Genomic DNA, 23650 nt, shown 5'->3' with positions numbered 1-23650 from the left:
CGGCTCACCTCACGCCGTCTTCTGGACAGTGTGTAGCTCGGGGGCCGGCACAACCCCGGTGAGGGTGGCGGCCGCGGCAGGCCGGATTGGGCGGGCCGCGTGGACTGTGTTACCGAGCAGTGATTCTGGTGATAAGAATAGGCCTGAGGCCGCGACAGATGATTGCGAAGATTGCTGAAATAAACACCACTTGCGCAATTTTTAACCCTGGATAGATAATCCGCCGCAATAGATACGACAAAGGCCTGATTGATGAGCAAACTCGACCGTTACGACCTGAGCATTTTGGCGGAATTGCAGCGCGACGCCCGCATCTCCAACCAGGAACTGGCCGAGCGCATCGGTCTGTCGCCCTCCCCGTGCTCGCGCCGGGTCAAGCAACTGGAGGACGACGGCTACATTTCGCGCCAGGTCGCCCTGCTCGACCGCAAGATGCTCGGCCTGAGCCTGACCGCTTATGTGCTGATCGGCATGGACCGGCACACACCGGAGCGTTTCGAGAATTTCGAAGCAGCGATCCGTACGTTGCCGCAGGTGCTGGAGTGCAGCCTGGTGACGGGCGTGGACGCTGACTATCAGTTGAAAGTGGTGGTGCCGGACATGGATCACTATCAGAAACTGCTGCTGGGGCATCTGACCCGGATTGAAGGCGTGACCAGCGTGCGTTCGAGTTTCGTGCTGAATCAGGTGCTCAACAGCACCGAATTGCCCCTGACTCATCTGCGTAGTTGAGATCGCCTTCGCGAGCAAGCTCGCTCCCACATTTGAAATGCATTCCTCTGTGGGAGTGAGCCTGCTCGCGAAGGGGCCAGCCCAGCCGACCAATAACTGCGGTGCGGCACACCGACGCAGGTCAATGCTCGCAGCCTTACCCCAGGCGTATACTCGCAGCGTACTTTTCAGTCGCGACCGAGCCGGAGATACCCGATGGACCCAGCATTACTCGAAGAATGGATGATGACCGGACTGGTCAGCATCCTGATCATTTTCATGGGTTTCATCGTCTGGGATCTGGCGAAGAAGTCCAAGGCCGGGCGCTTTGGCTCGTTCATCCTGTTCTTCGTGCTCGGTCTGGGCGTGGCCGCGTTCATCATCAAGAGTGTGGTGATCGGCCTGATCGAATCCGGCGCCTTATAAGCGCGCCGGTACTTCTTTCCACTGGCCCTGATCGAGCCCTTCGATTGACCAGTCACCAATTTTGACCCGCACCAGCCGCAACGTCGGCAGCCCGACTGCCGCCGTCATGCGCCGCACCTGACGGTTACGCCCCTCGCGAATCACCAGCTCCAGCCAACTGGTCGGCACGGTCACGCGAAAGCGTACCGGCGGGTTGCGCGGCCACAACTCCGGTTCATCCAGTTGCCGCGCTTCGGCGGGCAGGGTCATGCCGTCATTCAGTTCGACGCCGTCGCGCAAACGCTGCAATTGCTCGGCCGTCGGTACGCCTTCGACCTGTACCCAATACGTCTTCGCCAGTTTGTGTTTCGGATCGGCAATCCGCGCCTGTAACTGGCCGTCATTGGTCAGCAACAACAAGCCTTCGCTGTCGCGATCCAGACGTCCGGCCGGGTAGATGCCGGGCACGTCGATGTAATCCTTGAGCGTCGCCCGCCCTTCACCGTCGCTGAATTGCGTCAGCACATCGAACGGCTTATTGAACAGGATCAGTTTCGGCTCGGCCGGTGGTGCCTTGGCAACACGGCGCGGGGCAGAAGGCTGAGGCTTCGCGCCGGGGCGGCGGGAAGGTGGACGCGGGGGACGGGACATGAGCAAAACAACATCTAACGGTCAGGGCTTCCAATGCTAGTGCCCCGACCGCCAAATGACCACGACTAACCGTTAACGGAACGGCGGTTCGTCGAAGCTGCGCAGTTTGCGCGAGTGCAGCGAGTTGAGTTCAGTGCGCAGCAGATCCACCGCTTCGATGCCGATCTTCAAGTGCTGACTGACCGCACGCTCATAGAACGCGTTGGCCGAACCCGGCAGCTTGATTTCGCTGTGCAGCGGCTTGTCCGAGACACACAGCAACGTGCCGTACGGCACCCGCAGACGATAACCCTGAGCGGCGATGGTGCCGCTTTCCATGTCCACGGCAACAGCGCGGGACAGGTTGATCAGCGGACGTTCCTGGGCCCAGCGCAATTCCCAGTTGCGGTCGTCGTAAGTCAGCACGGTGCCGGTGCGCAGACGCTTTTTCAGCTCTTCGCCCTTCTCGCCAGTGATATTGGCGGCAGCCTGCTGCAGCGCCATCTGCACCTCGGCCAGTGCCGGGATCGGAATGTTCGGCGGCACCACCCGGTCGAGAATCCCGTCGCGACGCATATAAGCGTGCGCCAGCACGTAGTCACCGATGGTCTGCGACTGACGCAAGCCGCCGCAGTGACCGATCATCAGCCAGCAATGCGGACGCAGTACGGCGAGGTGGTCGGTAATGTTCTTCGCGTTGGACGGGCCAACGCCAATGTTGACCAGCGTCACGCCGTGGCCGTCGCTGGCCATCAGGTGATAGGCCGGCATCTGGTAACGGTGCCAGACCACGCCAGCGGCAATCGCCGAAGCTTCGCCGTGATCCATGTTCTTCTCGATGATCACGTTGCCCGGCAACACCATGCGTACGAAACGCGGGTCACTGCGCAGTTGCTCCAGACCATGGACGATGAACTGATCGACGTAACGGTGATAGTTGGTCAGCAGAATCCACGGCTGCACATGCCGCCAGTCGCTGCCGGTGTAATGCACCAGACGCCGCAGGGAGAAGTCGACCCGCGCGGCGTCGAACAGCGCCAGCGGCAACGGATCGGTGTTTTCCCAATCGTACAGACCATCGGCAATACCGTCGGTGGCGGCAGACAGGTCGGTGCTCGGGAACACTCGCGCCAGCACTGCGGCGGTGACGCCGGAGCCGGCCAGTTCATCGCCTTGCTCGACCACGTACGGGTACGGAATATTCTGTTGGCTGACACCGACTTCGACGGTCACGGTGAAGTCGTGCATCAAAGGCACCAGCTGTTCCAGCAGATATTTGCGGAAGGCTTTCGGATGGGTGACGGTGACGCTGTAAGTGCCCGGCAGTTGCACCTTGGCGTAAGCGCGGGTGGTCTGCGGAACTTCGCCCTGACAGAGGTAGGTCAGACGCAGCTCGGGATAACGAAACAGGGCGCGCTGTTCAGCGTCGGGCTCGACGCGATCCTTGAGGTAACGCTTGAGCGCGGAATTCAGTGCAGTGGTAGCCCGTTCATGCAACTCGGCCAGACGATCCACGGCTTGTTCGGCGGTTTGAACAACAATAAACGCTTCGGTCACGATCAGCTTCCTGTGTTCTGACTTGCAGAGCTTCATCTTGCCTGCATCGTGGCGCGACGGGAACAGTGGCGTAATGGCTGTAGCTCAATCTTTCAAACAATAGAGATCCTTGTGGGAGCGGGCTTGCCTGCGATGAGGCCGTTACATTCCACATCAATGTTGACTGGCAGGCCGCCATCGCTGGCAAGCCAGCTCCCACAGAGATTGAAGGTGTTTGGGGGATTTTGGTCAGAAACCCTGCGGGGTCGAGCGCGCGACAATGGCTTCGACATCCAGCCCACGCGGCAACGCACCGTACACCCGGCCACCGCCGCTCAGTCGACTGGCGATAAACGCATCGCTCACCGCCGAATTACCCGCCTCCAGCAACAGCTTGGCCTGCAAGCCCAGCGCGATGTCCTCGGTCAATTGCCGCGCCCGGTACTGAATGTCGCTGGTGTCCTTGAACTGCGCCTGCAACTGCTGAATGTGCGCAGCCAGGCGCTTGTCGCCATGCCCGTCACCCAGTTCGCTGAACAGCACATCGAGCACGCCCGGCTCTTTCGACAAGGCCCGCAGCACATCAAGGCACTGCACGTTACCCGAACCTTCCCACGTCGAGTTGACCGGCGCCTCGCGGTACAGACGCGGCAGAATGCTGTCCTCGACATAACCGGCGCCGCCCATGCATTCCGCCGCTTCGTTGATCATTGCCGGGGCGCGTTTGCAGATCCAGTATTTGCCCACCGCCGTCACCAGCCGGGCGAACTGCGCTTCGTGGCGATCATCCAGATGATCCAGCGCCTTGCCCATGCGCAGGCTCAGCGCCAGCGCGGCTTCGCTTTCCAGCGCCAGATCGGCCAGCACGTTCTGCATCAGCGGTTGTTCGCTGAGCAGTTTGCCGCCGACCTTGCGATGGGCGCAGTGATGGCTGGCCTGGGTCAGCGCCTGACGCATCAACGCGCTGGAACCGACCATGCAATCGAATCGGGTCATGGCGACCATTTCGATAATGGTCGGTACACCGCGCCCTTCTTCGCCGACCATCCACGCCAGCGCGCCGCGAAACTCCACTTCGCTGGAGGCGTTGGACTGATTGCCGAGTTTGTTTTTCAAACGCTGAATGTAGAACTGATTGCGCGTGTCATCCGGGCGATGGCGCGGCAACAGGAAACAGCTCAAGCCCTTGTCGGTCTGCGCAAGGGTCAGGAACGCGTCGCACATCGGCGCCGAGCAGAACCACTTGTGCCCGACCAGTTCGTAAGCCTGACCCGGGCCGCCAGCGCCGACCGGATAAGCCTTGGTGGTGTTGGCGCGCACATCGGTGCCGCCCTGTTTCTCGGTCATCGCCATGCCGATGGTGACCCCGGCCTTGTGGGCCATGCCGACGTTGCGCGGGTCATATTCGGTGGCGAGGATTTTCGGCAACCACTGTTCAGCCAGATTCGGTTGCAAACGCATGGCCGGCACGCTGGCGAAGGTCATGGTCAACGGGCAACCGCTGCCAGCCTCGGCCTGGCTGTGCAGATAGCTCATGGACGCCCGGGCGACATGCGCGCCGTCCTGCGGATGAGCCCACGGCAATGAGGTCAGGCCATGTTCGATCGCAGTGCGCATCAGCTCGTGATAGGCCGGGTGAAATTCCACCAGATCGATGCGATGACCGTAACGGTCATGGCTGGCGAATACCGGTTTGTTCTGATTGGCGAGGAACCCGGCTTCCATCAACGGCCCGCCGGCGAGCGCGCCATAGGCGTCGATCCGCGACTCGGCCCAACCGGCGCCAAACCTGCGCGACCACTCCTGCAACGGCAGGTCGATTCGGTACAGGTTGGTGCCGTCGAGCGACGGCGGCTGGTTCGTGACGTCGTGGGTTTCGGCGAACTGATGCAGGTTCATGACGGGGCTCCTTTGGTCAGCCAGGACCTCAGTTAAGCACCGCACCGTGAGCGGTCAAAGTGTCATATGCGCCTAATTGGCGGCGCTTTCACCCTATCAGCCGCAAAGTACCCGGCGCTCCAGCGCTGCCTGCAAATCTTCAAACTTCACCGGTTTGTGCAAATAATCGATCTGCACAGCGCTCGCACAATGTTCCCGGTCAGTGCCGAGCGCGAGCATGAACACCGGCAGCGTGGCGCAACCCGGCAGTGCATGAATCTGGCAGCAGAGCATCTCGTCGTCGTGGGGCAACTGACCGTCGACCAGCACCGCGTCAAAGGTTTCTCGCTGCAAATACTCCAGCGCCGCCGAACTGCTGTCGGCAGTACGCACGCGGAAGCCGAGCTTGAGCAGCATTCCACGCATCACCAACTGATTGACGCTGTTGTCGTCGACCAGCAGCACCGTGCAGTCCTGCGGTGCGCGCACGGTTTCGCGGCTGCGCATGGAGACCGGCGCAGCTTCGACCGCCGGCAGTTCGAACTCGACATCCAACTGGAAACGGCTGCCGCTGCCCGGTGCGGAACGGTGCGTGAGCTTGCCGCCGAGCAACTCGACCAATTGCCTACAGATCGCCAGACCGACGCCCAAACCGCCGTACTCGCGGGTCATCGAACCATCGAGCTGGAAGAAACGCTGATACAGGGTCGCCTCGCCCAGATCGGTAAAACCGATGCCGGTGTCGATCACCGCAAACGACAGCGCCATACGATTGCCCGCTGCCGGTTTGCCGGTGACGCGCAGGGCCAGACCGCCGATGCGGGTGAACTTGATCGCGTTGTCCAGCAGGCATTCCAGGCATTGCGCGAGTTTGGCGCTGTCGCCGTGCAGACGATCCGGCAGGGTCGGCAGGACTTCGATCTTGAACTCCAGCGACTTGCTCGCCGCATTGCCATCGAACTGCACTCGCAGGGCTTCGACCACTGCGCGCAGGCTGAAACTGTCAGGCGTGGCCCGCAGCTTGCCGGCTTGCAACTCGGTCAGGGTAAGGATGCCGTTGACCATGCGCATCATGTCCCGCGCCGAACCGGCGGCGGTCTGCTGGTATTGCTCCAGTTCCGGGTCCAGATCGACGGTCTGCATCAGTTCGAGCGAGCCGATCACGCCGTTCATCGGCGTGCGCAGTTCGTGGGTCAGGGTCGCGAGGAATTCATCCTTGAGCTTATTACTGTGGGCCAGTTGCTGGTTGAGCACTTCGAGCTTCTGCCCGGCATCAAACAAGGTCTGTGCCTGTTGCTCGCGCATCGCATTGATCCGGTCGGCCAGTGCCAGCGACAGCAGCGCCACTTCAATCGCCGAGCCAATCTGGCTGGCGTACATGGTCAGGAATACGTTCGGCACCAGACCCAGCACCATCAGCGTGTTGATAACCCCGCCCAGCAAGAACGCCGACCAGGCAATGATGAAATAGCGTGCCACCCGCAGACCACGCCACCAGGCGAGGATGCCGGCAGCAAAAATCACCACGGTGAAGGTCAGCGCCAGCGTCGTCGCCAGGCGCAAGGCCAAGGCATAACTGGTCATCAGCGACAAACCGACCACCAGCGCACCGAACGCGATCAGGCCGATCAATATGCGATCAAGCCAAGGGCTGTGGGTTTTGGTTTGTAGAAAGCTACGAGCGAACTGACTGCCGAACAATCCGGCACAGCCAATAAAGAACGGGGTGGAGGCATTGGCCCACCACGGGTTGTTCGGCCAGAAATACTCGACCGCCGCGCCGTTTACCGATAATTGGTAGAGACCGAACGAGGCGATATAGAAGATGTAATAGAGGTAACTGGTGTCGCGCACGCTGAGGTAGATGAACAGGTTGTAGACCAGCATCCCCAGCAGCACGCCATAAATGATGCCTAGCACGTACAGGCGCAACGGTTGGTCTTCCAGGTACGCGGTGCTCGACCATAACGTTACCGGCGCCTGAATCGAGCCTTCGCTGGCCAGTCGCAAATACACGGTCTGTTGTTGCTCAGGCTTGAACGGCAGATCGAACAGGTAGTTGTTCTGGCGAATCTCGCGACTGGCGAACGGTAATGCATCACCGGTCTGGCGCACCAGACGATAGTCACCATTGGCATCGGCCAGATAAAGGTCGAGATGGTCGAGCGGCGGATAGGCCAGCTCCAGCAACCACGCGCGTTGGGCCGCAGGATTGTTCGGTCGGTATTGCAGATCGATCTTCAGCCAGAACGCCGAACGCGAGTAACCGGCGTTGAGCGTGGCTTTGTCGTGGGGTTTGAAGTTGCCGGCCGCGGCTTGTGCACGAACATCGGCAATGCTCGCCTGACCGCTTGGGTCTTCGAACACTTGCAGGGAGCGGCCCAAGGGCAGGCTCTGGGTGGATTCGTCGAATTCGACGGCGCTCGCCAGGAGGGGCAAGCAGAACAGCAACATCAACAAATAGCGCATTGAAGCCCCAGCGTGGCTCGTCCGGTTGTGTCAGGAAGCCCCCCCATTCCTTTTGAGTAGACGTAAAACCGGTATTACCTGTTATTGGTTTGGATCCAGACTAGCATAGCCGTTGCTGGCCATTGAGCACCATGGAAATTTTTACAGTGAAGGCTCTAGAACGGGCGTTTCAGAGCAAAGCAGCGAGCTAGAGCTGTTGCCTTGGTCAGCTTGTCACAACAACCTCATTGCCAGTGATCAATTGTGGTTCATTCCATGACTGCAATGTTGTCCGACAATGTGTCAACGAACGCTGGCAGGACTGAACCCGAAAATCAGCTTTGGTGGTAAGCTCGCGCACCATGAATATCTACAGCTCTCGCCCCGTTGTCCTCTGTCTCTCCGGCCACGACCCAAGTGGTGGCGCCGGCTTGCAGGCAGATATCGAAGCCCTGCTCGCGCAGGGTTGCCATGCGGCTCCGGCCGTCACCGCCCTGACCGTGCAAGACACCGTCAACGTCACTGACTTCCGCGTCCTCGACCGTGAGTGGGTACTGGCCCAGGCCAATGCCGTACTCAACGATTCCGAAGTCGCGGCAGTCAAACTGGGCATGCTCGGTTCGCTGGAGATGGTCGAGACCGTCGTCGAGCTGCTGACCGCGCACCCGCACTTGCCAGTGGTCTGCGACCCGGTGCTGCGTGCCGGTGGCGGCGGACGCCTGGGCAAGGACGAAGTCGGCTACGCCATGCGCGAACGCCTGCTGCCTCTGTCGATCATTGCCACCCCCAACCTTCCTGAAGCACGCATCCTCGCCGAACTGCCGGAAGGCACCGCCGACGAATGCGCTGAAAAACTCCTGCCGTTCGTCAAAAACCTGCTGATCACCGGCGGCCACGGCGACGAAACTGAAATCCATAACCGCTTGTACAGCCGCGACGGCCTGCGTGAAACCTTCACCTGCCAGCGTTTGCCGGGCAGCTATCACGGCTCCGGTTGCACTTTGGCCAGCGCCTTGGCCGGTCGTCTGGCCCAGGGCGAAAACCTCGCCAGCGCCGTACGCAGTGCACTGAATTACACCTGGCGCACCCTGCGTGACGCCGAACAGCTAGGCAAAGGCCAGTTCGTGCCGCGCCGCTTGCCGCTGGATTTCTGCTCGTAACGTCGTGAGGTCTGCCTGATGAAACTCCGTGGCCTGTATGCCATCACCGACAGTGAATTGCTGGCCGGCAAGTTTCTGCCTTATGTGGAGGCGGCGCTGGAAGGCGGCGTCACCCTGCTGCAATATCGCGACAAGAGCAGCGACGAGGCCCGCCGTCTGCGCGAGGCCGAAGCGCTGCGCGATCTGTGCGAGCGCTACAAAACGCAACTGATCATCAACGATGACGCCGAACTGGCCGCCCGCCTGAACGTCGGCGTGCACTTGGGTCAGACCGACGGCCCGTTGTCGCCGACCCGCGCCTTGCTCGGTTCGAAAGCGATCATCGGCTCGACTTGCCACGCCCAACTGGAGCTGGCGCAGCAAGCCACCAAAGAAGGCGCGAGTTATGTCGCCTTCGGTCGCTTCTTCAATTCCAACACCAAACCCGGTGCGCCGACTTGCAGTCTCGATCTGCTCGACGAGGCCAAACGCACGCTGCATCTACCGATCTGCGCGATTGGTGGCATCACCCTCGACAACGCCGCGCCGCTGCTGGCCCACGGTGTCGACTTGCTGGCCGTGGTGCATGGTCTGTTCGGCGCCGAAAGCACCGCCGAAGTGACGCGCCGCGCCCGTGCATTCAATGAATTGTTCAAATCCTGATTTTTGAGAGCCCGATCATGTCTCGTTCCGAAACCCTGTTTGCCAATGCCCAGAAACACATCCCTGGTGGTGTGAACTCGCCGGTTCGCGCGTTCAAGAGCGTTGGTGGCACACCGTTGTTCTTCAAACACGCCGAAGGCGCCTACGTCACCGACGAAGACGACAAGCGTTATGTTGACTACGTCGGTTCCTGGGGGCCGATGATCCTCGGTCACAGCCATCCGGACGTGCTGGACGCAGTGCGCAATCAGCTGCAACACGGTCTGTCTTACGGCGCACCGACCGCGATGGAAACCGAGATGGCCGATCTGGTCTGCTCGCTGGTGCCATCGATGGACATGGTGCGCATGGTCAGCTCCGGCACCGAAGCGACCATGAGCGCAATCCGTCTGGCCCGTGGTTTCACCGGCCGCGACAGCATCATCAAGTTCGAAGGCTGCTACCACGGTCACTCCGACAGCCTGCTGGTCAAGGCCGGCTCCGGCGCACTGACCCAAGGCGTGCCGAGCTCGGCCGGCGTACCGGCGGCGTTTGCCAAACACACCCTGACCCTGCCGTTCAACGACATCGATGCCGTTGAAAAAATGCTCGCCGAAGTCGGCGAAGAAGTCGCGTGCATCATCGTCGAGCCGGTCGCCGGCAACATGAACTGCGTGCCACCAGCACCGGGTTTCCTCGAAGGTTTGCGCACCCTGTGCGACAAGCACGGCGTGGTACTGATTTTCGACGAAGTGATGACCGGTTTCCGTGTCGCCCTCGGCGGTGCTCAGGCGTACTACGGCGTGAACCCGGATCTGACCACCTTCGGCAAGATCATCGGTGGCGGCATGCCGGTCGGCTGCTTCGGCGGCAAGCGTGAAATCATGGAACGCATCGCGCCGCTGGGCCCGGTGTATCAGGCCGGTACGCTGTCGGGTAACCCGCTGGCGATGGCCGCCGGTTTGACCACTCTGCGCCTGATCAGCCGTCCGGGTTTCCATGCCGAGTTGACTGACTACACCACTCGCCTGCTGGATGGCCTGCAACAACGCGCTGACGCCGCAGGCATTCCGTTCGTGACCACTCAGGCGGGCGGCATGTTCGGCCTGTACTTCAGTGGCGCCGACGACATCGTCACTTTCGAAGATGTAATGGCCAGCGATGCAGCGCTGTTCGGACGCTTCTTCCACTTGATGCTGGAAGGTGGCGTGTACCTGGCACCGAGCGCCTTCGAAGCCGGTTTCACCTCGATCGCCCATGGCGAAGCCGAGCTGAAATTGACTCTGGATGCTGCCGAACGCGCCTTCGCCGCACTCAAGTAATCCGCCGTACCGCTGACGTTGGCTATTGCCGGCGTCAGCATTCACCTACACCCACAGGTTTTTTCCGACGCATCTGCTAAATATCATCCTAAAGTGGGCGATATATTCCCCGCGCAGCAGAAAAACGAGTAAAGACTTTGTAAGGATGGCCCTGCTTATTTCATAATGCGCGCTTATTGGATCCCTCGATGGGTCCGCGTGCCCTTCAGAGGTAAGTCGATTCCCATGAACCGCACCGGCCGCACCCTTGCCTTGGGCTGCCTGTTGCTCCTTCAGCCCCTGCTCGCGCATGCACAAGCAGGCGGCAACTCGTTGTTGATCCCGGCGATGGGTCGTTGCACCCTCAATACTCAGCCGCAAGACGTCACGCAGGCACTTGCCGCCTGCCAAAAGGCTGCGGATGAAGGGGATGCGCAAGCGCAATACGAGTTGGGTGAGTTCTACTACGACGGTAAAAGCGCGCCGCGCGACCTCAATCAAGCCCTGAGCTACTTCGAAAAGGCCTCGTTGCAAGGCCACGCTCAGGCACAGTTCAAGCTCGGCACCATGTTTTTCCATGGTGAGGGCGTACAGGCCAACAACATTCAGGCGTATATCGTGCTGAAGATGGCCGCAGTCAACGGCGCCGAAGATGCGCTGGACACCGCCGACGAAGTCTCCGAAAAAATGTCCCGCGAAGATCTCGAAACCGCCACTCAGGTGCTCGGACAAATTTTCCGTAAATACCTGATGGAACTGCAAAGCGCCGATGGGCGTACGCCGTTTTCGCCACTGCCTTAAATTCTGCGCAGCTTCTTTAGGCAGCAAGGGATTTGGTGGCTGAACAGGGTTTGTGGCGAGGGGATTTATCCCCGTTCGACTGCGCAGCAGTCGCAAAACCATTCGGCGCGTCTTGTCAGATAGAACCTGATTGCAGGACTTGGGGCCGCTTCGCAGCCCAACGGGGATAAATCCCCTCGCCACAATAAATTCCCATCAGCCACAAATTTCAGGTTTTACTTCTCAGGCATCGGCACCGGGAACGGCATCACATTGCCGACCGCGCCGCGGGCTTCGCTGATTTTCGGGGTGCCCAGACGCTCGACTTCATCGATGCGCACAATCGAATGCATCGGCACAAAACTGCGCACCACACCTTCGAACTGTGCCTTGAGCTTCTCTTCGCTCGGATCGACGACCACTTGCGTGCGCTCGCCAAAGACGAACTCTTCCACTTCCAGAAAACCCCACAGATCACTTTGATAGATCTGCTTGGCGTACATTTCGAACACCTGGCCCTGGTTGAGGAAAATCACCTTGTAGATTGGAGCTTCGCGTTTGGTCATGGCGGGCGGATAACATCGGGGATAAAAATGAGGGCGCGAACTATAGCATAGCCTCCGGACGCACAGCGGTAGGAACCTGAGGACATGTTCCCTATAATGCGCGGTTCTTTGAACCACGTGACGACCCTATTCCATGGCCAAGAAGCTTTACATCGAAACCCACGGTTGCCAGATGAACGAGTACGACAGCTCGCGCATGGTCGATCTGCTGGGCGAACATCAGGCCCTGGAAGTCACCGCTCGCGCGGAAGACGCGGACGTGATTCTGCTCAACACCTGCTCGATCCGCGAACGCGCCCAGGACCGGGTGTATTCCCAGCTCGGCCGCTGGCGTGAATTGAAACTGGCCAACCCGGAAATGGTAATCGCCGTCGGCGGTTGCGTGGCCAGCCAGGAAGGCGCAGCGATTCGTGATCGCGCACCGTACGTCGACGTGGTCTTCGGCCCACAGACCCTGCACCGCCTGCCGGAAATGATCGACGCCGCACGCCTCACCAAGCTGCCGCAGGTTGACGTGTCGTTCCCGGAAATCGAAAAATTCGACCACTTGCCCGAGCCGCGTATCGACGGCCCGAGCGCCTACGTGTCGGTGATGGAAGGTTGCAGCAAGTACTGCACGTTCTGCGTGGTGCCCTATACCCGTGGCGAAGAAGTCAGCCGGCCGTTCGACGACGTGCTCGCCGAAATCATCCACCTCGCCGAGAACGGCGTGCGTGAAGTGACGCTGCTCGGGCAGAACGTCAACGGTTATCGCGGTCAGACCCATGACGGACGCCTGGCCGATCTGGCCGAGCTGATCCGCGTGGTCGCCGCCGTCGATGGCATCGACCGCATTCGCTACACCACTTCGCACCCGCTGGAGTTCTCCGACAGCCTGATCCAGGCCCACGCCGAAGTGCCGGAACTGGTCAAGCATCTGCACTTGCCGGTGCAGTCGGGTTCGGACCGGATTCTCGCGGCAATGAAACGTAACCACACAGCCCTTGAGTACAAATCCAAGCTGCGCAAACTGCGCGCTGCGGTGCCGGGGATCAGCATCAGCTCGGACTTCATCGTCGGTTTCCCCGGCGAGACCGAGAAAGACTTCGAACAGACCATGAAGCTGATTGCCGACGTCGGCTTCGACTTCTCCTATTCGTTCGTTTACAGCCAGCGCCCGGGCACCCCGGCTGCGGATCTGGCCGATGAGACGCCGGAAGAACTGAAAAAAGAACGCCTGAACGCGCTTCAGCACCGTTTGAATCAGCAAGGTTTCGAGATCAGCCGACAAATGGTCGGTTCGATCCAGCGGATTCTGGTGACCGACTACTCGAAAAAAGATCCGGGCGAACTGCAAGGGCGCACCGAGAATAATCGAATCGTCAACTTCCGCTGCGACACTCCAACCCTGATCGGCCAGTTCGCCGACGTGCACATCGATGCGGCACAACCGCACTCGCTGCGTGGGTCGCTGGTTCAGTAACAAATCTTGATAACAGTGAAGATCATGTGGGAGCTGGCTTGCCAGCGATAGCGGAGTAACAGGCAACATCTTTGCCGGACTTGATGGCCTCATCGCTGGCAAGCCAGCTCCCACAATGAACTGCATGGGTCTTGAGATTGAGCTCATCCATTTAAGAGCTTTCGCACCCACGCCTCTGGCGTTATCCTTGATTTCATCTTAATTGCCCCAGGGCGGCTAAATACGACCTTGAACGCACCCATAGAACCACATCGTTTTATTCTCGAGCCCTTTGAGGCTCGCCGCTTCGCCAATCTGTGCGGGCAATTCGACGAGCACCTGCGCTTGATCGAACAGCGCCTGACTATCGAAATCCGCAACCGCGGCAATCAGTTCGAATTGATCGGCGACCCCCAGCACACCACTTCTGCGGAAAATCTGATTCGTCGCCTGTACCGGGAAACCAAAGGTTCAGAGCTGTCGCCAGATACGGTTCACCTGTTCCTGCAGGAATCGGCCGTCGTCGAACTGGATAACCACGCCCCCGCCGAAGCCTCCGTCGCCCTGCGCACCAAGAAAGGCATGATTCGCCCACGCGGCTTGAATCAGCTGCGCTACGTGAAGGAAATTCTCGGTAACGACATCAACTTCGGCATTGGTCCGGCCGGTACCGGCAAGACCTATCTGGCCGTGGCGTGCGCTGTCGATGCATTGGAACGCGAGCAGATCCGCCGCATCCTGCTGGTGCGTCCGGCGGTTGAAGCGGGTGAAAAACTCGGATTCCTGCCCGGCGACCTGTCGCAGAAGATCGACCCGTATTTGCGCCCGCTCTACGACGCGCTCTACGAAATGCTCGGCTTCGAATACGTTGCCAAGCTGATCGAACGGCAAGTGATCGAAGTCGCGCCGCTGGCTTATATGCGCGGCCGCACGCTGAACAACAGCTTCATCATTCTCGACGAAAGCCAGAACACCACCGTCGAGCAGATGAAAATGTTCCTGACCCGGATCGGCTTCGGCTCTACCGCCGTGATCACCGGCGACATCACCCAGGTCGACCTGCCAAAAGGTACCAAGTCCGGCCTGCACCATGTCATCGAAGTGCTCAAAGACGTGCCGGGCATCAGCTTTACTCACTTCATGCCCAAAGACGTGGTGCGCCATCCTTTGGTGCAACGCATCGTCGAAGCCTACGAGCGCTTCGAGAATCGCGTAGCCGACGAAACCCCGAAGGACAGCCGCCGCGATGCTTGAGCTAGACCTGCAAATCGCGACCGAAGCGTCCGCGCCGAGTGAAGCCGACTTCCGCCTGTGGTGCGAACTGGCCCTGCGCCAGCGCACCGCCGACTCGGAAATGACCATTCGTCTGGTCGACGAGGAAGAAGGCCGCGAACTCAATCACACCTGGCGGCAAAAGGATTACGCGACCAACGTCCTGTCGTTTCCGGCAGACGTGCCTGACGAGTTCCTCGACATCCCGCTGCTCGGCGATCTGGTGATCTGCGTGGCGGTGGTCGAGCGCGAAGCTGCCGAACAAGGCAAGGAACTAAAGGCCCATTGGGCACATCTGGTCATTCACGGCTGCTTGCATCTGCTCGGTTACGACCATATAGATGACGAGGAAGCCGAAGAAATGGAAGCACTGGAACGCGAGTTGCTTGCTGAACTGGGCTATCCCGATCCGTACGCGGATGACGAATCAGAAACATCCCCTATCGTTACAACAAAGGATTCAGAGTAATCGCTATGAGCGAAGATCGATCGAGCAACGGGCAGAAGTCATGGCTGGGTAAACTGACCCAGGCTTTTGCCCACGAGCCGAAGAACCGTCAGGAGCTGCTTGAGCTGCTGCGTGATGCACATCAGAACAAACTGCTGGACAGCGAAGCGCTGGCCATCGTCGAAGGCGCCATTCAGGTGGCTGACCTGCAAGTACGCGACATCATGGTGCCGCGCTCGCAGATGATCAGCATCAAGGCGACCCAGACCCCCCGTGAATTCCTCCCGGCCGTGGTCGACTCGGCTCACTCGCGCTATCCGGTCATCGGCGAAAGCCACGATGACGTGATGGGCGTGCTGCTGGCCAAGGATCTGCTGCCGCTGATCCTCAAGGAGAACGGCGACAGCTTCAACATCAAGGATCTGCTGCGCCCGGCGACTTTCGTCCCGGAGTCCAAGCGTCTGAACGTGTTGCTGCGTGAGTTCCGCGCCAACCACAACCACATGGCCATCGTCATCGACGAGTACGGCGGCGTGGCCGGTCTGGTGACGATTGAAGACGTGCTGGAACAGATCGTCGGCGACATTGAAGACGAACACGACGTCGAAGAAGACAGCTACATCAAGCCGCTGCCAAGCGGTGACTTCCTGATCAAGGCACTGACGCCGATCGAGAACTTCAACGAGTTCTTCGACAGCGAATTCTCCGACGACGAGTTCGACACCGTCGGTGGCTTGGTGATGAGCGCGTTCGGGCACTTGCCAAAACGCAACGAAACCACTGAAATCGGCGCCTATCGCTTCCGCATTCTGAACGCCGACAGCCGTCGGATTCATTTGCTGCGTCTGACACCTATCGCTCGCTAAGGATTGAAATGCATCGTCTGACCCGCCCCGGCTGGCCCGGTAACCTGCTGGCCGTGGCGGCCGGTGCAATCACCACCTTTGCCCTCGCACCGTTCAACATCTGGCCGCTGGCCTTGCTCGCGGTCGGTTTGTTTTACGCCGGACTGCGTGAGCTCAGCCCACGTCAGGCGCTGGGCCGTGGCTGGTGTTTTGGTTTCGGCCTGTTCGGTGCCGGCACCAGCTGGATCTACTACAGCATTCACCACTTCGGCGGTGCTTCGGTACTGCTGGCCGGCTTCCTGATGCTGCTGTTCACGGCAGCGATTGCCTGGTTCTTCGCCTTGCCGGCATGGCTCTGGGCACGCTGGTTGCGCCGTAACGAGGCACCGCTAGCCGATGCGCTGGCATTTGCCGCGTTGTGGGTCGGTCAGGAAGCGTTCCGTGGCTGGTTCCTTACTGGTTTCCCGTGGCTTTACTCCGGTTACAGCCAGCTCGATGGCCCGTTGTCCGGGCTCGCGCCGGTGGGCGGCATGTGGCTGGTGTCGTTCGTCCTCGCATTGACCGCAGCACTGATCTACAACGCCCCGCGCCTGTTGCAATCCGGCCGCAAAGGTTTTGTCGTCGCCGGCCTGCTGTTGCTGGCCGGGCCGTGGGTCGCGGGCATTGCGCTCAAGGGCCACGCCTGGACCAGCCCATCGGGACCACCACTGACCGTCGCCGCAATTCAGGGCAACGTCGCGCAAAGCATGAAATGGGACCCGGCCGAACTCAACGCGCAACTGGCGCTGTACCGCGATTTGAGTTTCCGCTCGAAACCGGTGGATCTGTTGATCTGGCCGGAAACCGCCGTACCGGTACTCAAAGAGTCCGCCGAGGGCTACCTGAGCATGATGGGCACCTTCGCCGCCGAGCGTAAATCGGCGCTGATCACTGGTGTGCCGATCCGCCAAACGGTGCGCCATGAGAAACGCTTCTTTAATGGCATCACCGTGGTTGGCGAAGGCGATGGCACTTATCTGAAGCAGAAACTGGTGCCATTCGGCGAGTACGTGCCGTTGCAGGAAGTCCTGCGTGGGCTGATCGCATTCTTCGATCTGCCGATGTCCGACTTCGCCCGCGGCCCTGCTGATCAACCGTTGCTGCAAGCCAAGGGTTATCAGATCGCGCCGTTCATCTGCTACGAAGTGGTCTACCCGGAATTTGCCGCCAGCCTGGCTGCACGCAGCGATCTGCTGCTGACCATCAGCAACGACACTTGGTTTGGCACTTCGATTGGTCCGCTGCAACACTTGCAGATGGCGCAGATGCGCGCGCTGGAAGCCGGTCGCTGGATGATCCGCGCCACCAACAATGGTGTGACTGGTCTGATCAATCCATTCGGGCAGATCACCGAGCAGATCCCGCAGTTCGAACAGGGTGTGCTGTACGGCGAGGTAGTGCCGATGCACAACCTGACGCCATACCTGCAATGGCGTTCGTGGCCGCTGATCATCCTTTGCCTGCTGCTGTTTGGCTGGGCACTGATGGCGAGCCGGATGTCCAAAACCCTTTAAAAGCAAAGATCGCAGCCTGCCTACAGGGGAAACACAAATCCAATGTAGGAGCTGCCGCAGGCTGCGATCTTTTGATCTTCAACGATAAAACAACGAATACCCCACCTGCCCCACCGCCTCGTTCAGCAACTGGCCGCTCTGCCAGATCGACTTGAACTCCGGCATCCAGCCACCTAGCGGCCGGGCATTGTCAGTGCCGAGAAAACCTACCGGCGCCGGCACCACGTCAAACCCTGCCTGCTGAAAACTCCAGACCGCCCGTGGCATGTGCCAGGCCTGAGTCACCACCGCCACGCGCTTGATCCCCTGCGGGAGCAATATATCGGCGCTGAGCTTCGCGTTCTCCCACGTCGTACGGCTCTCGCCTTCCTGCCAACGCACGCTCACGCCAAAATCATCCAGCAGCGAATCGGCCATCAGCTTCGCCTCGGTGGGCGGCGTGCCGTAATGCAGACCACCACTGGTCAGGATCGGCAATCCTGACGCCTTGGCCAGTCGCGCCGCGTAGCGCTGACGCTCCAGGCCGATGCCGGTCGGCTGATCCTCGCCCCAGGCCAGATCGCCGCGCTCACGCCCGGAACCCAGCACCACAATCGCATCGGCACGTTGCGCCAGTGTCGCCCATTCAGATCGGGCCAGCGGCGGTTCACGCTCCAGCGCCTTGGCACCCCATTGCACGACAACCGGCAGGCTCATCAGCCAGAAGCCACCAAAACCAATGGCAAAGCACAATCCAGCGAGGCGCGGTCGCGAGCGGCGTAACCACCAGGCAGCCAATAACAGCAGCAAAAGAATGCCGGGCGGCAATAGAAGTTGTTTTACGAAGTAACGAAAAGGCATCGAGCATCTCCAGAGATGCCCGAAGCCTAAGAGGGTTAATACACTGCGACAACCGATATGGAGCGATCCTGTTGAAAAAGATCCTCCGTGATCACGCGACTTGCGCTTACTTGGCCTGCAAAGCACGAACCTTGACGGTTTCTCTGCCGGGCGCCTTGTCCTTGAGCCAAATGACCTTGGCTGAATGTGCTGCATCGAGTTGCTTTACTGCCTGCGACAGGCAGCCATGCGTTTCCCGTTCACTGCGATCCAGATAGGCCTTGACCAGTTTGAACTCGGCGGGGCTCAAGCCACGCAATTCCAGTTCCAGGGGGCGCTCATCGCGCAGCCGGCCACCGGTTTTTGCAGCGTCCAGGGCCATACCCAGACGATCCATCAACCGTTCATACAACTCGGGTTTCGTGACGTTCTTTTGCCGTTGCTCCACCATCCCTCACCTCATTGAAGATAAGACTCACTCCCCAATAAGAGCTTAGCTTCGCTGCACAAACCGGCTGCACGCCGCGACCAACGGCCCTCGCCACGGATTTACCGGGCCAAACTGCTGTAATCAGGGTTTCCCTAGGCCAAGCGCGGTCATGTATGCTACGGCGCTTCCTGTAATTCCACTTCCAGCGCGCCCGGACCTTTGCGGATGCCGCACTGAAGAGGATTAGGCCACCCCTATCCAGTACAAAAGTAGCCATGCACGAACAATATCAGCCCCGTGAAATTGAAGCCGCCGCCCAGTCGTTCTGGGACGAGCAAAAGTCCTTTGAAGTCAGTGAACAGCCAGGCAAGGAGACTTTCTACTGCCTGTCGATGTTCCCTTACCCCAGCGGCAAGCTACACATGGGGCACGTGCGCAACTACACCATCGGCGACGTGATCTCCCGCTACCAGCGCATGCTCGGCAAGAACGTTCTGCAACCGATGGGTTGGGACGCCTTCGGCATGCCGGCAGAAAACGCCGCGATGAAGAACAACGTAGCGCCTGCCAAGTGGACCTACGAAAACATCGCCTACATGAAAACCCAGCTGCGCAGCCTGGGTCTGGCGGTTGACTGGTCGCGTGAAGTCACCACCTGCAAACCGGATTACTACCGTTGGGAACAATGGCTGTTCACTCGCCTGTTCGAAAAAGGTGTGATCTACCGTAAAAACGGCACCGTGAACTGGGACCCGGTCGATCAGACCGTTCTGGCCAACGAGCAAGTGATCGACGGTCGCGGCTGGCGTTCCGGCGCGCTGATCGAAAAGCGCGAAATCCCGATGTACTACTTCAAGATCACCGCCTACGCGGATGAGCTGCTGGAGAGCCTCGACGAACTGACAGGCTGGCCTGAACAGGTCAAGACCATGCAGCGCAACTGGATCGGCAAATCCCGCGGCATGGAAGTTCAGTTCCCGTACAACGTCGATTCCATCGGCGCAGCCGGCGTGCTGAAAGTCTTCACCACCCGTCCGGACACCCTGATGGGCGCGACTTATGTTGCCGTCGCCGCCGAGCACCCGCTGGCCACCCAGGCCGCGCAGAACAACCCTGAGCTGCAAGCGTTCATCGCTGAATGCAAGGGCGGCAGCGTCGCCGAAGCCGACGTCGCCACTCAAGAGAAAAAAGGCCTGCCGACCGGCCTGTTCGTCGAGCACCCGCTGACTGGCGAAAAACTGCCGGTATGGGTCGCCAACTACGTGCTGATGCACTACGGCGACGGCGCAGTGATGGCGGTACCGGCTCACGACGAACGTGATTTCGAGTTCGCCCACAAGTACGACTTGCCCGTTAAATCGGTAGTGCGTACCAGCTCCGGCGATACCAACCCGGCCCCGTGGCAAGACGCCTACGGCGAGCACGGCACGCTGATCAACTCCGGCGAATTCGACGGCCTCGATTTCGCAGGCGCGTTCGACGCCATGGAAGTCGCGCTGATCAAGAAAGAACTCGGCGCCTCGCGTACCCAGTTCCGCCTGCGCGACTGGGGTATCAGCCGTCAGCGCTACTGGGGCTGCCCGATCCCGATCATCCACTGCGAAACCTGCGGTGACGTGCCGGTGCCGGAAGACCAGTTGCCAGTTGTGCTGCCGGAAGACGTGGTGCCGGACGGCGCCGGTTCGCCACTGGCGCGCATGCCCGAGTTCTACGAGTGCAGCTGCCCGAAATGCGGCCAGCCTGCCAAGCGTGAAACCGACACCATGGACACCTTCGTCGAGTCGTCGTGGTACTACGCCCGTTACGCCTCGCCCCACTTTGAAGGTGGCCTGGTCGAGAAATCCGCGGCTGACCACTGGTTGCCGGTGGATCAGTACATTGGCGGTATCGAACACGCCATTCTTCACCTGCTCTATGCGCGCTTCTTCCACAAGCTGATGCGCGACGAAGGCCTGGTGAGTTCCAACGAGCCGTTCAAGAACCTGCTGACCCAAGGCATGGTGATCGCCGAGACTTATTATCGTCGCGAAGCCAACGGTGCCTACACCTGGTTCAACCCGGCGGACGTAGAACTCGAGCGCGACAGCAAAGCCAAAGTCATCAGCGCCAAACTGATCTCCGATGGCCTGCCGGTGGAAATCGGCGGCACCGAGAAGATGGCCAAGTCGAAGAACAACGGCGTTGACCCACAGTCGATGATCGACCAGTTCGGCGCCGACACCTGCCGCCTGTTCATGATGTTCGCCTCGCCGCCTGACATGAGCGCGGAATGGTCCGACTCCGGCGTCGAAGGTTCGCACCGTTTCCTCAAGCGCGTCTGGCGTCTGGCGCAAGCCCACGTCACTCAGGGCCTGCCGGGTAAACTCGACGTTGCCAGCCTGAACGACGAACAGAAAGTCATTCGCCGTGCGATCCACCTCGCGATCAAGCAGGCCAGCCATGACGTCGGCCAGAACCACAAATTCAACACCGCCATCGCTCAGGTGATGACGCTGATGAACGTGCTGGAAAAAGCCCCGCAAGGCACCGCGCAGGATCGTGCACTGGTTCAGGAAGGTCTGGAAACCGTAACGCTGTTGCTGGCTCCGATCACTCCGCACATCAGCCACGATTTGTGGACTCAACTGGGCCACGAAGGTCCGGTGATCGACGCCGGTTGGCCAGTGCAGGACGACAGCGCTCTGGTGCAGGACAGCCTGACTCTGGTTATCCAGGTCAACGGCAAACTGCGCGGCCAGATCGATATGCCGGCCAGCGCGACTCGTGAAGAAGTCGAAGCGGCAGCTCGTGCCAACGAAAACGTACTGCGTTTCGTTGACGGCCTGACTATTCGTAAAGTGATCGTAGTGCCCGGGAAACTGGTCAATATCGTCGCCAGCTAATTGGATCGGGCGTCAGGTGTGCCTGGCGCCATGTAAAACCTTTCGGGCCGCAAGACCGGCCCACATGGTTTCAAGGGGAGCAACAAGATGATCAAACGCAATCTGCTGGTGATGGGCCTCGCGGTTCTGCTGAGCGCCTGCGGTTTCCAGCTGCGTGGCACTGGCACCACCGAACTGACGATCAAGGAACTCGATCTGACCGCACGTAATGCCTACGGCGAAACCGTAACGCAACTGCGTCAGGTGCTGGAGTCCAGCGGCGTCAAGGTTTACAGCGGCGCACCGTACAAGCTGTACCTGGCTGACGAGCAGGAAGACCAGCGCATCCTCAGCTACGCCGGGGCCGGCCGTACTGGCGAGTATCAGGTGACTACCGTTCTCAACTACGACATCCGTGGCGAACATAACCTGAGCCTGCTGAGCGACAAGCTCGAAGTGCAGAAAGTGTTCATCCACGACGGTAACAACCTCGTGGGTTCCGATCAGGAAGCCAACGACGCCCGTCGTGACACCCGCCGCGAGCTGGTTCAGCGCATGATGCTGCGCCTGCAACAGATAACTCCGGGGCAACTGCAGCAGCTGCAACAGGCCGCCAATGACCGGGCCAAAGCAGAAGCTGACGCCCTGCAAGCGGCGCAAAAGGCTGAAGCGGAAACTCCGCGTCAGTCGCCGCTCGAACTGCCGAAGCAGTAAGACGTACGGGGCGCTCAGGCGCCCCGTTCGCCCTCTCTTATGAAGCTCGCTCCCGCTCAACTCGGCAAACACCTGCAAGGCGCCCTCGCGCCGGTCTACATCATCAGTGGCGATGACCCACTGCTGTGCCAGGAAGCCGCCGACGCCATCCGCAGTGCCGCTCGCCAACAAGGTTTCGACGAACGCCAGGTGTTCGCCGCCGACGCCAGTTTCGACTGGGGTACGTTGTTGCAGGCTGGTGCAAGCATGTCGTTGTTCGCCGAAAAGCGCCTGCTGGAACTGCGCCTGCCTTCGGGCAAGCCCGGTGACAAGGGTGCCGCGGCGCTGATCGAATACTGCTCGCGCCCCGCTGAAGACACGTTACTGCTGATCAGCTTGCCCAAGCTCGATGGCAGCGCGCAGAAAACCAAGTGGGGCAAGGCGCTGGTTGAAGGTCAGCAGACCCAGTTCGTGCAGATCTGGCCGGTGGATGCCAACCAGTTGCCGAGCTGGATTCGTCAGCGTCTGTCACAGGCCGGATTGGCGGCCAGCCAGGACGCGGTCGAACTGATTGCCGCACGCGTCGAGGGTAATTTGCTCGCCGCCGCGCAGGAAATCGAAAAGCTCAAGCTGATGGCCGAAGGTGGTCAGATCACTGTCGAAACTGTTCAGGCGGCCGTGGCCGACAGTGCCCGTTTCGACGTATTCGGGCTGACCGATGCGATCCTCAACGGCGAAGCCGCCCACGCGTTGCGCATACTTGAAGGATTGCGCGGTGAGGGTGTCGAACCACCGGTGATTCTCTGGGCTCTGGCCCGAGAGTTGCGCCTGCTGGCGAACATCTCCCTGCAATACAGCCAGGGCACGCCGCTGGACAAGTGCTTCAGCCAGTCGAAGCCGCCGGTATGGGACAAACGCAAACCGCTGATGAGCAAGGCCCTGCAACGCTACTCGGCGCAACGCTGGGCGCAGTTGTTGCTCGAAGCTCAGCGCATCGACGCGCAAATCAAGGGTCAGGCAGCCGGTTCGCCATGGATGAGCCTGAGTCGTCTGGCACTGTTGATGGCCGGTCAGCGCCTTTCATTGCCTGCTGAATAAAATCAAAAGATCGCAGCGTGCCGCAGCTCCCACAGGGGGCGGTGTAGGAGCTGCGGCACGCTGCGATCTTTTGATCTTGTTTTCCTACAAACACCACCCACATTTGCCCTATAGACAGATGCCCGACATCGGCAGATTATTTGCCGCGTAAAAC

At 60.1% G+C, this 23650-nt stretch carries 21 protein-coding genes; 14 read left to right on the top strand and 7 right to left on the bottom strand.

Features of this window, described 5'->3' with window-relative positions:
• Positions 1–252: 252 nt before the first annotated feature.
• Together ACTWLJ_RS10880 and ACTWLJ_RS10875 are read left to right on the top strand one after the other, a co-directional pair.
• A complete protein-coding gene (locus ACTWLJ_RS10880) occupies positions 253–732 on the top strand; it encodes an Lrp/AsnC family transcriptional regulator (protein ID WP_007909658.1) in 480 nt (159 codons plus the stop codon).
• A gap of 195 nt (positions 733–927) precedes the next feature.
• Positions 928–1137 carry a DUF2788 domain-containing protein gene (locus ACTWLJ_RS10875; protein WP_007909655.1) on the top strand — a complete coding sequence of 70 codons (210 nt, stop codon included), beginning with the start codon at positions 928–930 and terminating at the stop codon, positions 1135–1137.
• Here ACTWLJ_RS10875 and ACTWLJ_RS10870 read toward each other — a convergent pair.
• From ACTWLJ_RS10870 to ACTWLJ_RS10855, 4 genes are all read right to left on the bottom strand, one after another.
• A complete protein-coding gene (locus ACTWLJ_RS10870; RefSeq protein WP_401214281.1) occupies positions 1132–1767 on the bottom strand; it encodes a pseudouridine synthase in 636 nt (211 codons plus the stop codon). The two genes, ACTWLJ_RS10875 and ACTWLJ_RS10870, sit on opposite strands and share 6 nt — an antisense overlap.
• A 72-nt stretch (positions 1768–1839) precedes the next feature.
• Positions 1840–3339, bottom strand: a complete 1500-nt coding sequence (gene amn / locus ACTWLJ_RS10865; protein ID WP_401214278.1) for an AMP nucleosidase — start codon at positions 3337–3339, stop codon at positions 1840–1842.
• Between the two features lie 192 nt (positions 3340–3531).
• On the bottom strand, positions 3532–5181 hold the full coding sequence (locus tag ACTWLJ_RS10860) for an acyl-CoA dehydrogenase family protein (RefSeq protein WP_445180806.1): 1650 nt from the start codon (positions 5179–5181) through the stop codon (positions 3532–3534).
• Between the two features lie 96 nt (positions 5182–5277).
• Positions 5278–7629: a hybrid sensor histidine kinase/response regulator gene (locus ACTWLJ_RS10855; RefSeq protein WP_445180805.1), complete on the bottom strand. Its 2352-nt coding sequence runs from the start codon at positions 7627–7629 to the stop codon at positions 5278–5280.
• Positions 7630–7970: 341 nt separating this feature from the next.
• Between ACTWLJ_RS10855 and ACTWLJ_RS10850 the strand changes: the two genes are divergently transcribed.
• From ACTWLJ_RS10850 to ACTWLJ_RS10835, 4 genes are all read left to right on the top strand, one after another.
• Positions 7971–8768, top strand: a complete 798-nt coding sequence (locus tag ACTWLJ_RS10850; RefSeq protein ID WP_445180804.1) for a hydroxymethylpyrimidine/phosphomethylpyrimidine kinase — start codon at positions 7971–7973, stop codon at positions 8766–8768.
• Between the two features lie 18 nt (positions 8769–8786).
• The gene (gene thiE / locus ACTWLJ_RS10845; RefSeq protein WP_445180803.1) at positions 8787–9410 is read left to right on the top strand and encodes a thiamine phosphate synthase; all 624 of its coding nucleotides are present in this window, start codon (positions 8787–8789) and stop codon (positions 9408–9410) included.
• 17 nt (positions 9411–9427) lie between these two features.
• Positions 9428–10711 carry a glutamate-1-semialdehyde 2,1-aminomutase gene (hemL, locus tag ACTWLJ_RS10840; protein ID WP_445180802.1) on the top strand — a complete coding sequence of 428 codons (1284 nt, stop codon included), beginning with the start codon at positions 9428–9430 and terminating at the stop codon, positions 10709–10711.
• A 225-nt stretch (positions 10712–10936) separates the two neighbouring features.
• Complete coding sequence (locus tag ACTWLJ_RS10835; RefSeq protein WP_401214263.1) at positions 10937–11491, top strand: tetratricopeptide repeat protein; 555 nt, start codon at positions 10937–10939, stop codon at positions 11489–11491.
• Between the two features lie 215 nt (positions 11492–11706).
• On the opposite strand, the gene ACTWLJ_RS10830 is transcribed toward ACTWLJ_RS10835, so the two are convergent.
• Positions 11707–12036 carry a DUF1820 family protein gene (locus ACTWLJ_RS10830; RefSeq protein WP_077045543.1) on the bottom strand — a complete coding sequence of 110 codons (330 nt, stop codon included), beginning with the start codon at positions 12034–12036 and terminating at the stop codon, positions 11707–11709.
• 133 nt (positions 12037–12169) lie between these two features.
• On the opposite strand from ACTWLJ_RS10830, the gene miaB reads away from it, so the two are divergent.
• The 5 genes from miaB to lnt all read left to right on the top strand — a co-directional run bounded on the left by miaB (position 12170) and on the right by lnt (position 17595).
• Positions 12170–13498, top strand: coding sequence for a tRNA (N6-isopentenyl adenosine(37)-C2)-methylthiotransferase MiaB (miaB, locus tag ACTWLJ_RS10825; protein ID WP_445180801.1), 1329 nt, complete (start codon positions 12170–12172; stop codon positions 13496–13498).
• Positions 13499–13726: 228 nt separating this feature from the next.
• Complete coding sequence (locus ACTWLJ_RS10820; protein WP_401214258.1) at positions 13727–14731, top strand: PhoH family protein; 1005 nt, start codon at positions 13727–13729, stop codon at positions 14729–14731.
• Positions 14724–15218, top strand: coding sequence for an rRNA maturation RNase YbeY (gene ybeY, locus ACTWLJ_RS10815; protein ID WP_445180800.1), 495 nt, complete (start codon positions 14724–14726; stop codon positions 15216–15218). The genes ACTWLJ_RS10820 and ybeY overlap by 8 nt, the downstream gene beginning before the upstream one ends.
• A gap of 5 nt (positions 15219–15223) precedes the next feature.
• Positions 15224–16063 (top strand): HlyC/CorC family transporter, encoded by an 840-nt coding sequence (locus tag ACTWLJ_RS10810; protein ID WP_122610970.1) that lies wholly within the window; start codon positions 15224–15226, stop codon positions 16061–16063.
• Between the two features lie 8 nt (positions 16064–16071).
• Positions 16072–17595 (top strand): apolipoprotein N-acyltransferase, encoded by a 1524-nt coding sequence (gene lnt / locus ACTWLJ_RS10805; RefSeq protein ID WP_445180799.1) that lies wholly within the window; start codon positions 16072–16074, stop codon positions 17593–17595.
• A 78-nt stretch (positions 17596–17673) separates the two neighbouring features.
• Here the strand turns inward: lnt and ACTWLJ_RS10800 are convergent, their stop codons facing one another.
• Positions 17674–18435, bottom strand: a complete 762-nt coding sequence (locus ACTWLJ_RS10800; RefSeq protein WP_445180798.1) for a YdcF family protein — start codon at positions 18433–18435, stop codon at positions 17674–17676.
• Positions 18436–18541: 106 nt separating this feature from the next.
• Positions 18542–18865 (bottom strand): hypothetical protein, encoded by a 324-nt coding sequence (locus ACTWLJ_RS10795; RefSeq protein ID WP_445180797.1) that lies wholly within the window; start codon positions 18863–18865, stop codon positions 18542–18544.
• Positions 18866–19119: 254 nt separating this feature from the next.
• Here ACTWLJ_RS10795 and leuS point away from each other — a divergent pair, with 254 nt between their 5' ends.
• From leuS to holA, 3 genes are all read left to right on the top strand, one after another.
• Positions 19120–21726: a leucine--tRNA ligase gene (gene leuS, locus ACTWLJ_RS10790; RefSeq protein ID WP_445180796.1), complete on the top strand. Its 2607-nt coding sequence runs from the start codon at positions 19120–19122 to the stop codon at positions 21724–21726.
• Between the two features lie 87 nt (positions 21727–21813).
• Positions 21814–22419 (top strand): LPS-assembly lipoprotein LptE, encoded by a 606-nt coding sequence (locus ACTWLJ_RS10785; RefSeq protein WP_401220999.1) that lies wholly within the window; start codon positions 21814–21816, stop codon positions 22417–22419.
• Between the two features lie 39 nt (positions 22420–22458).
• On the top strand, positions 22459–23496 hold the full coding sequence (gene holA, locus ACTWLJ_RS10780; protein WP_445180795.1) for a DNA polymerase III subunit delta: 1038 nt from the start codon (positions 22459–22461) through the stop codon (positions 23494–23496).
• The last annotated feature ends 154 nt before the right edge of the window (positions 23497–23650 follow it).

The sequence above is a fragment of the Pseudomonas sp. McL0111 genome (assembly GCF_052567255.1).
Note: the sequence above shows the minus strand (reverse complement) of the source record. Positions and strands in the feature narration are given on the sequence as shown.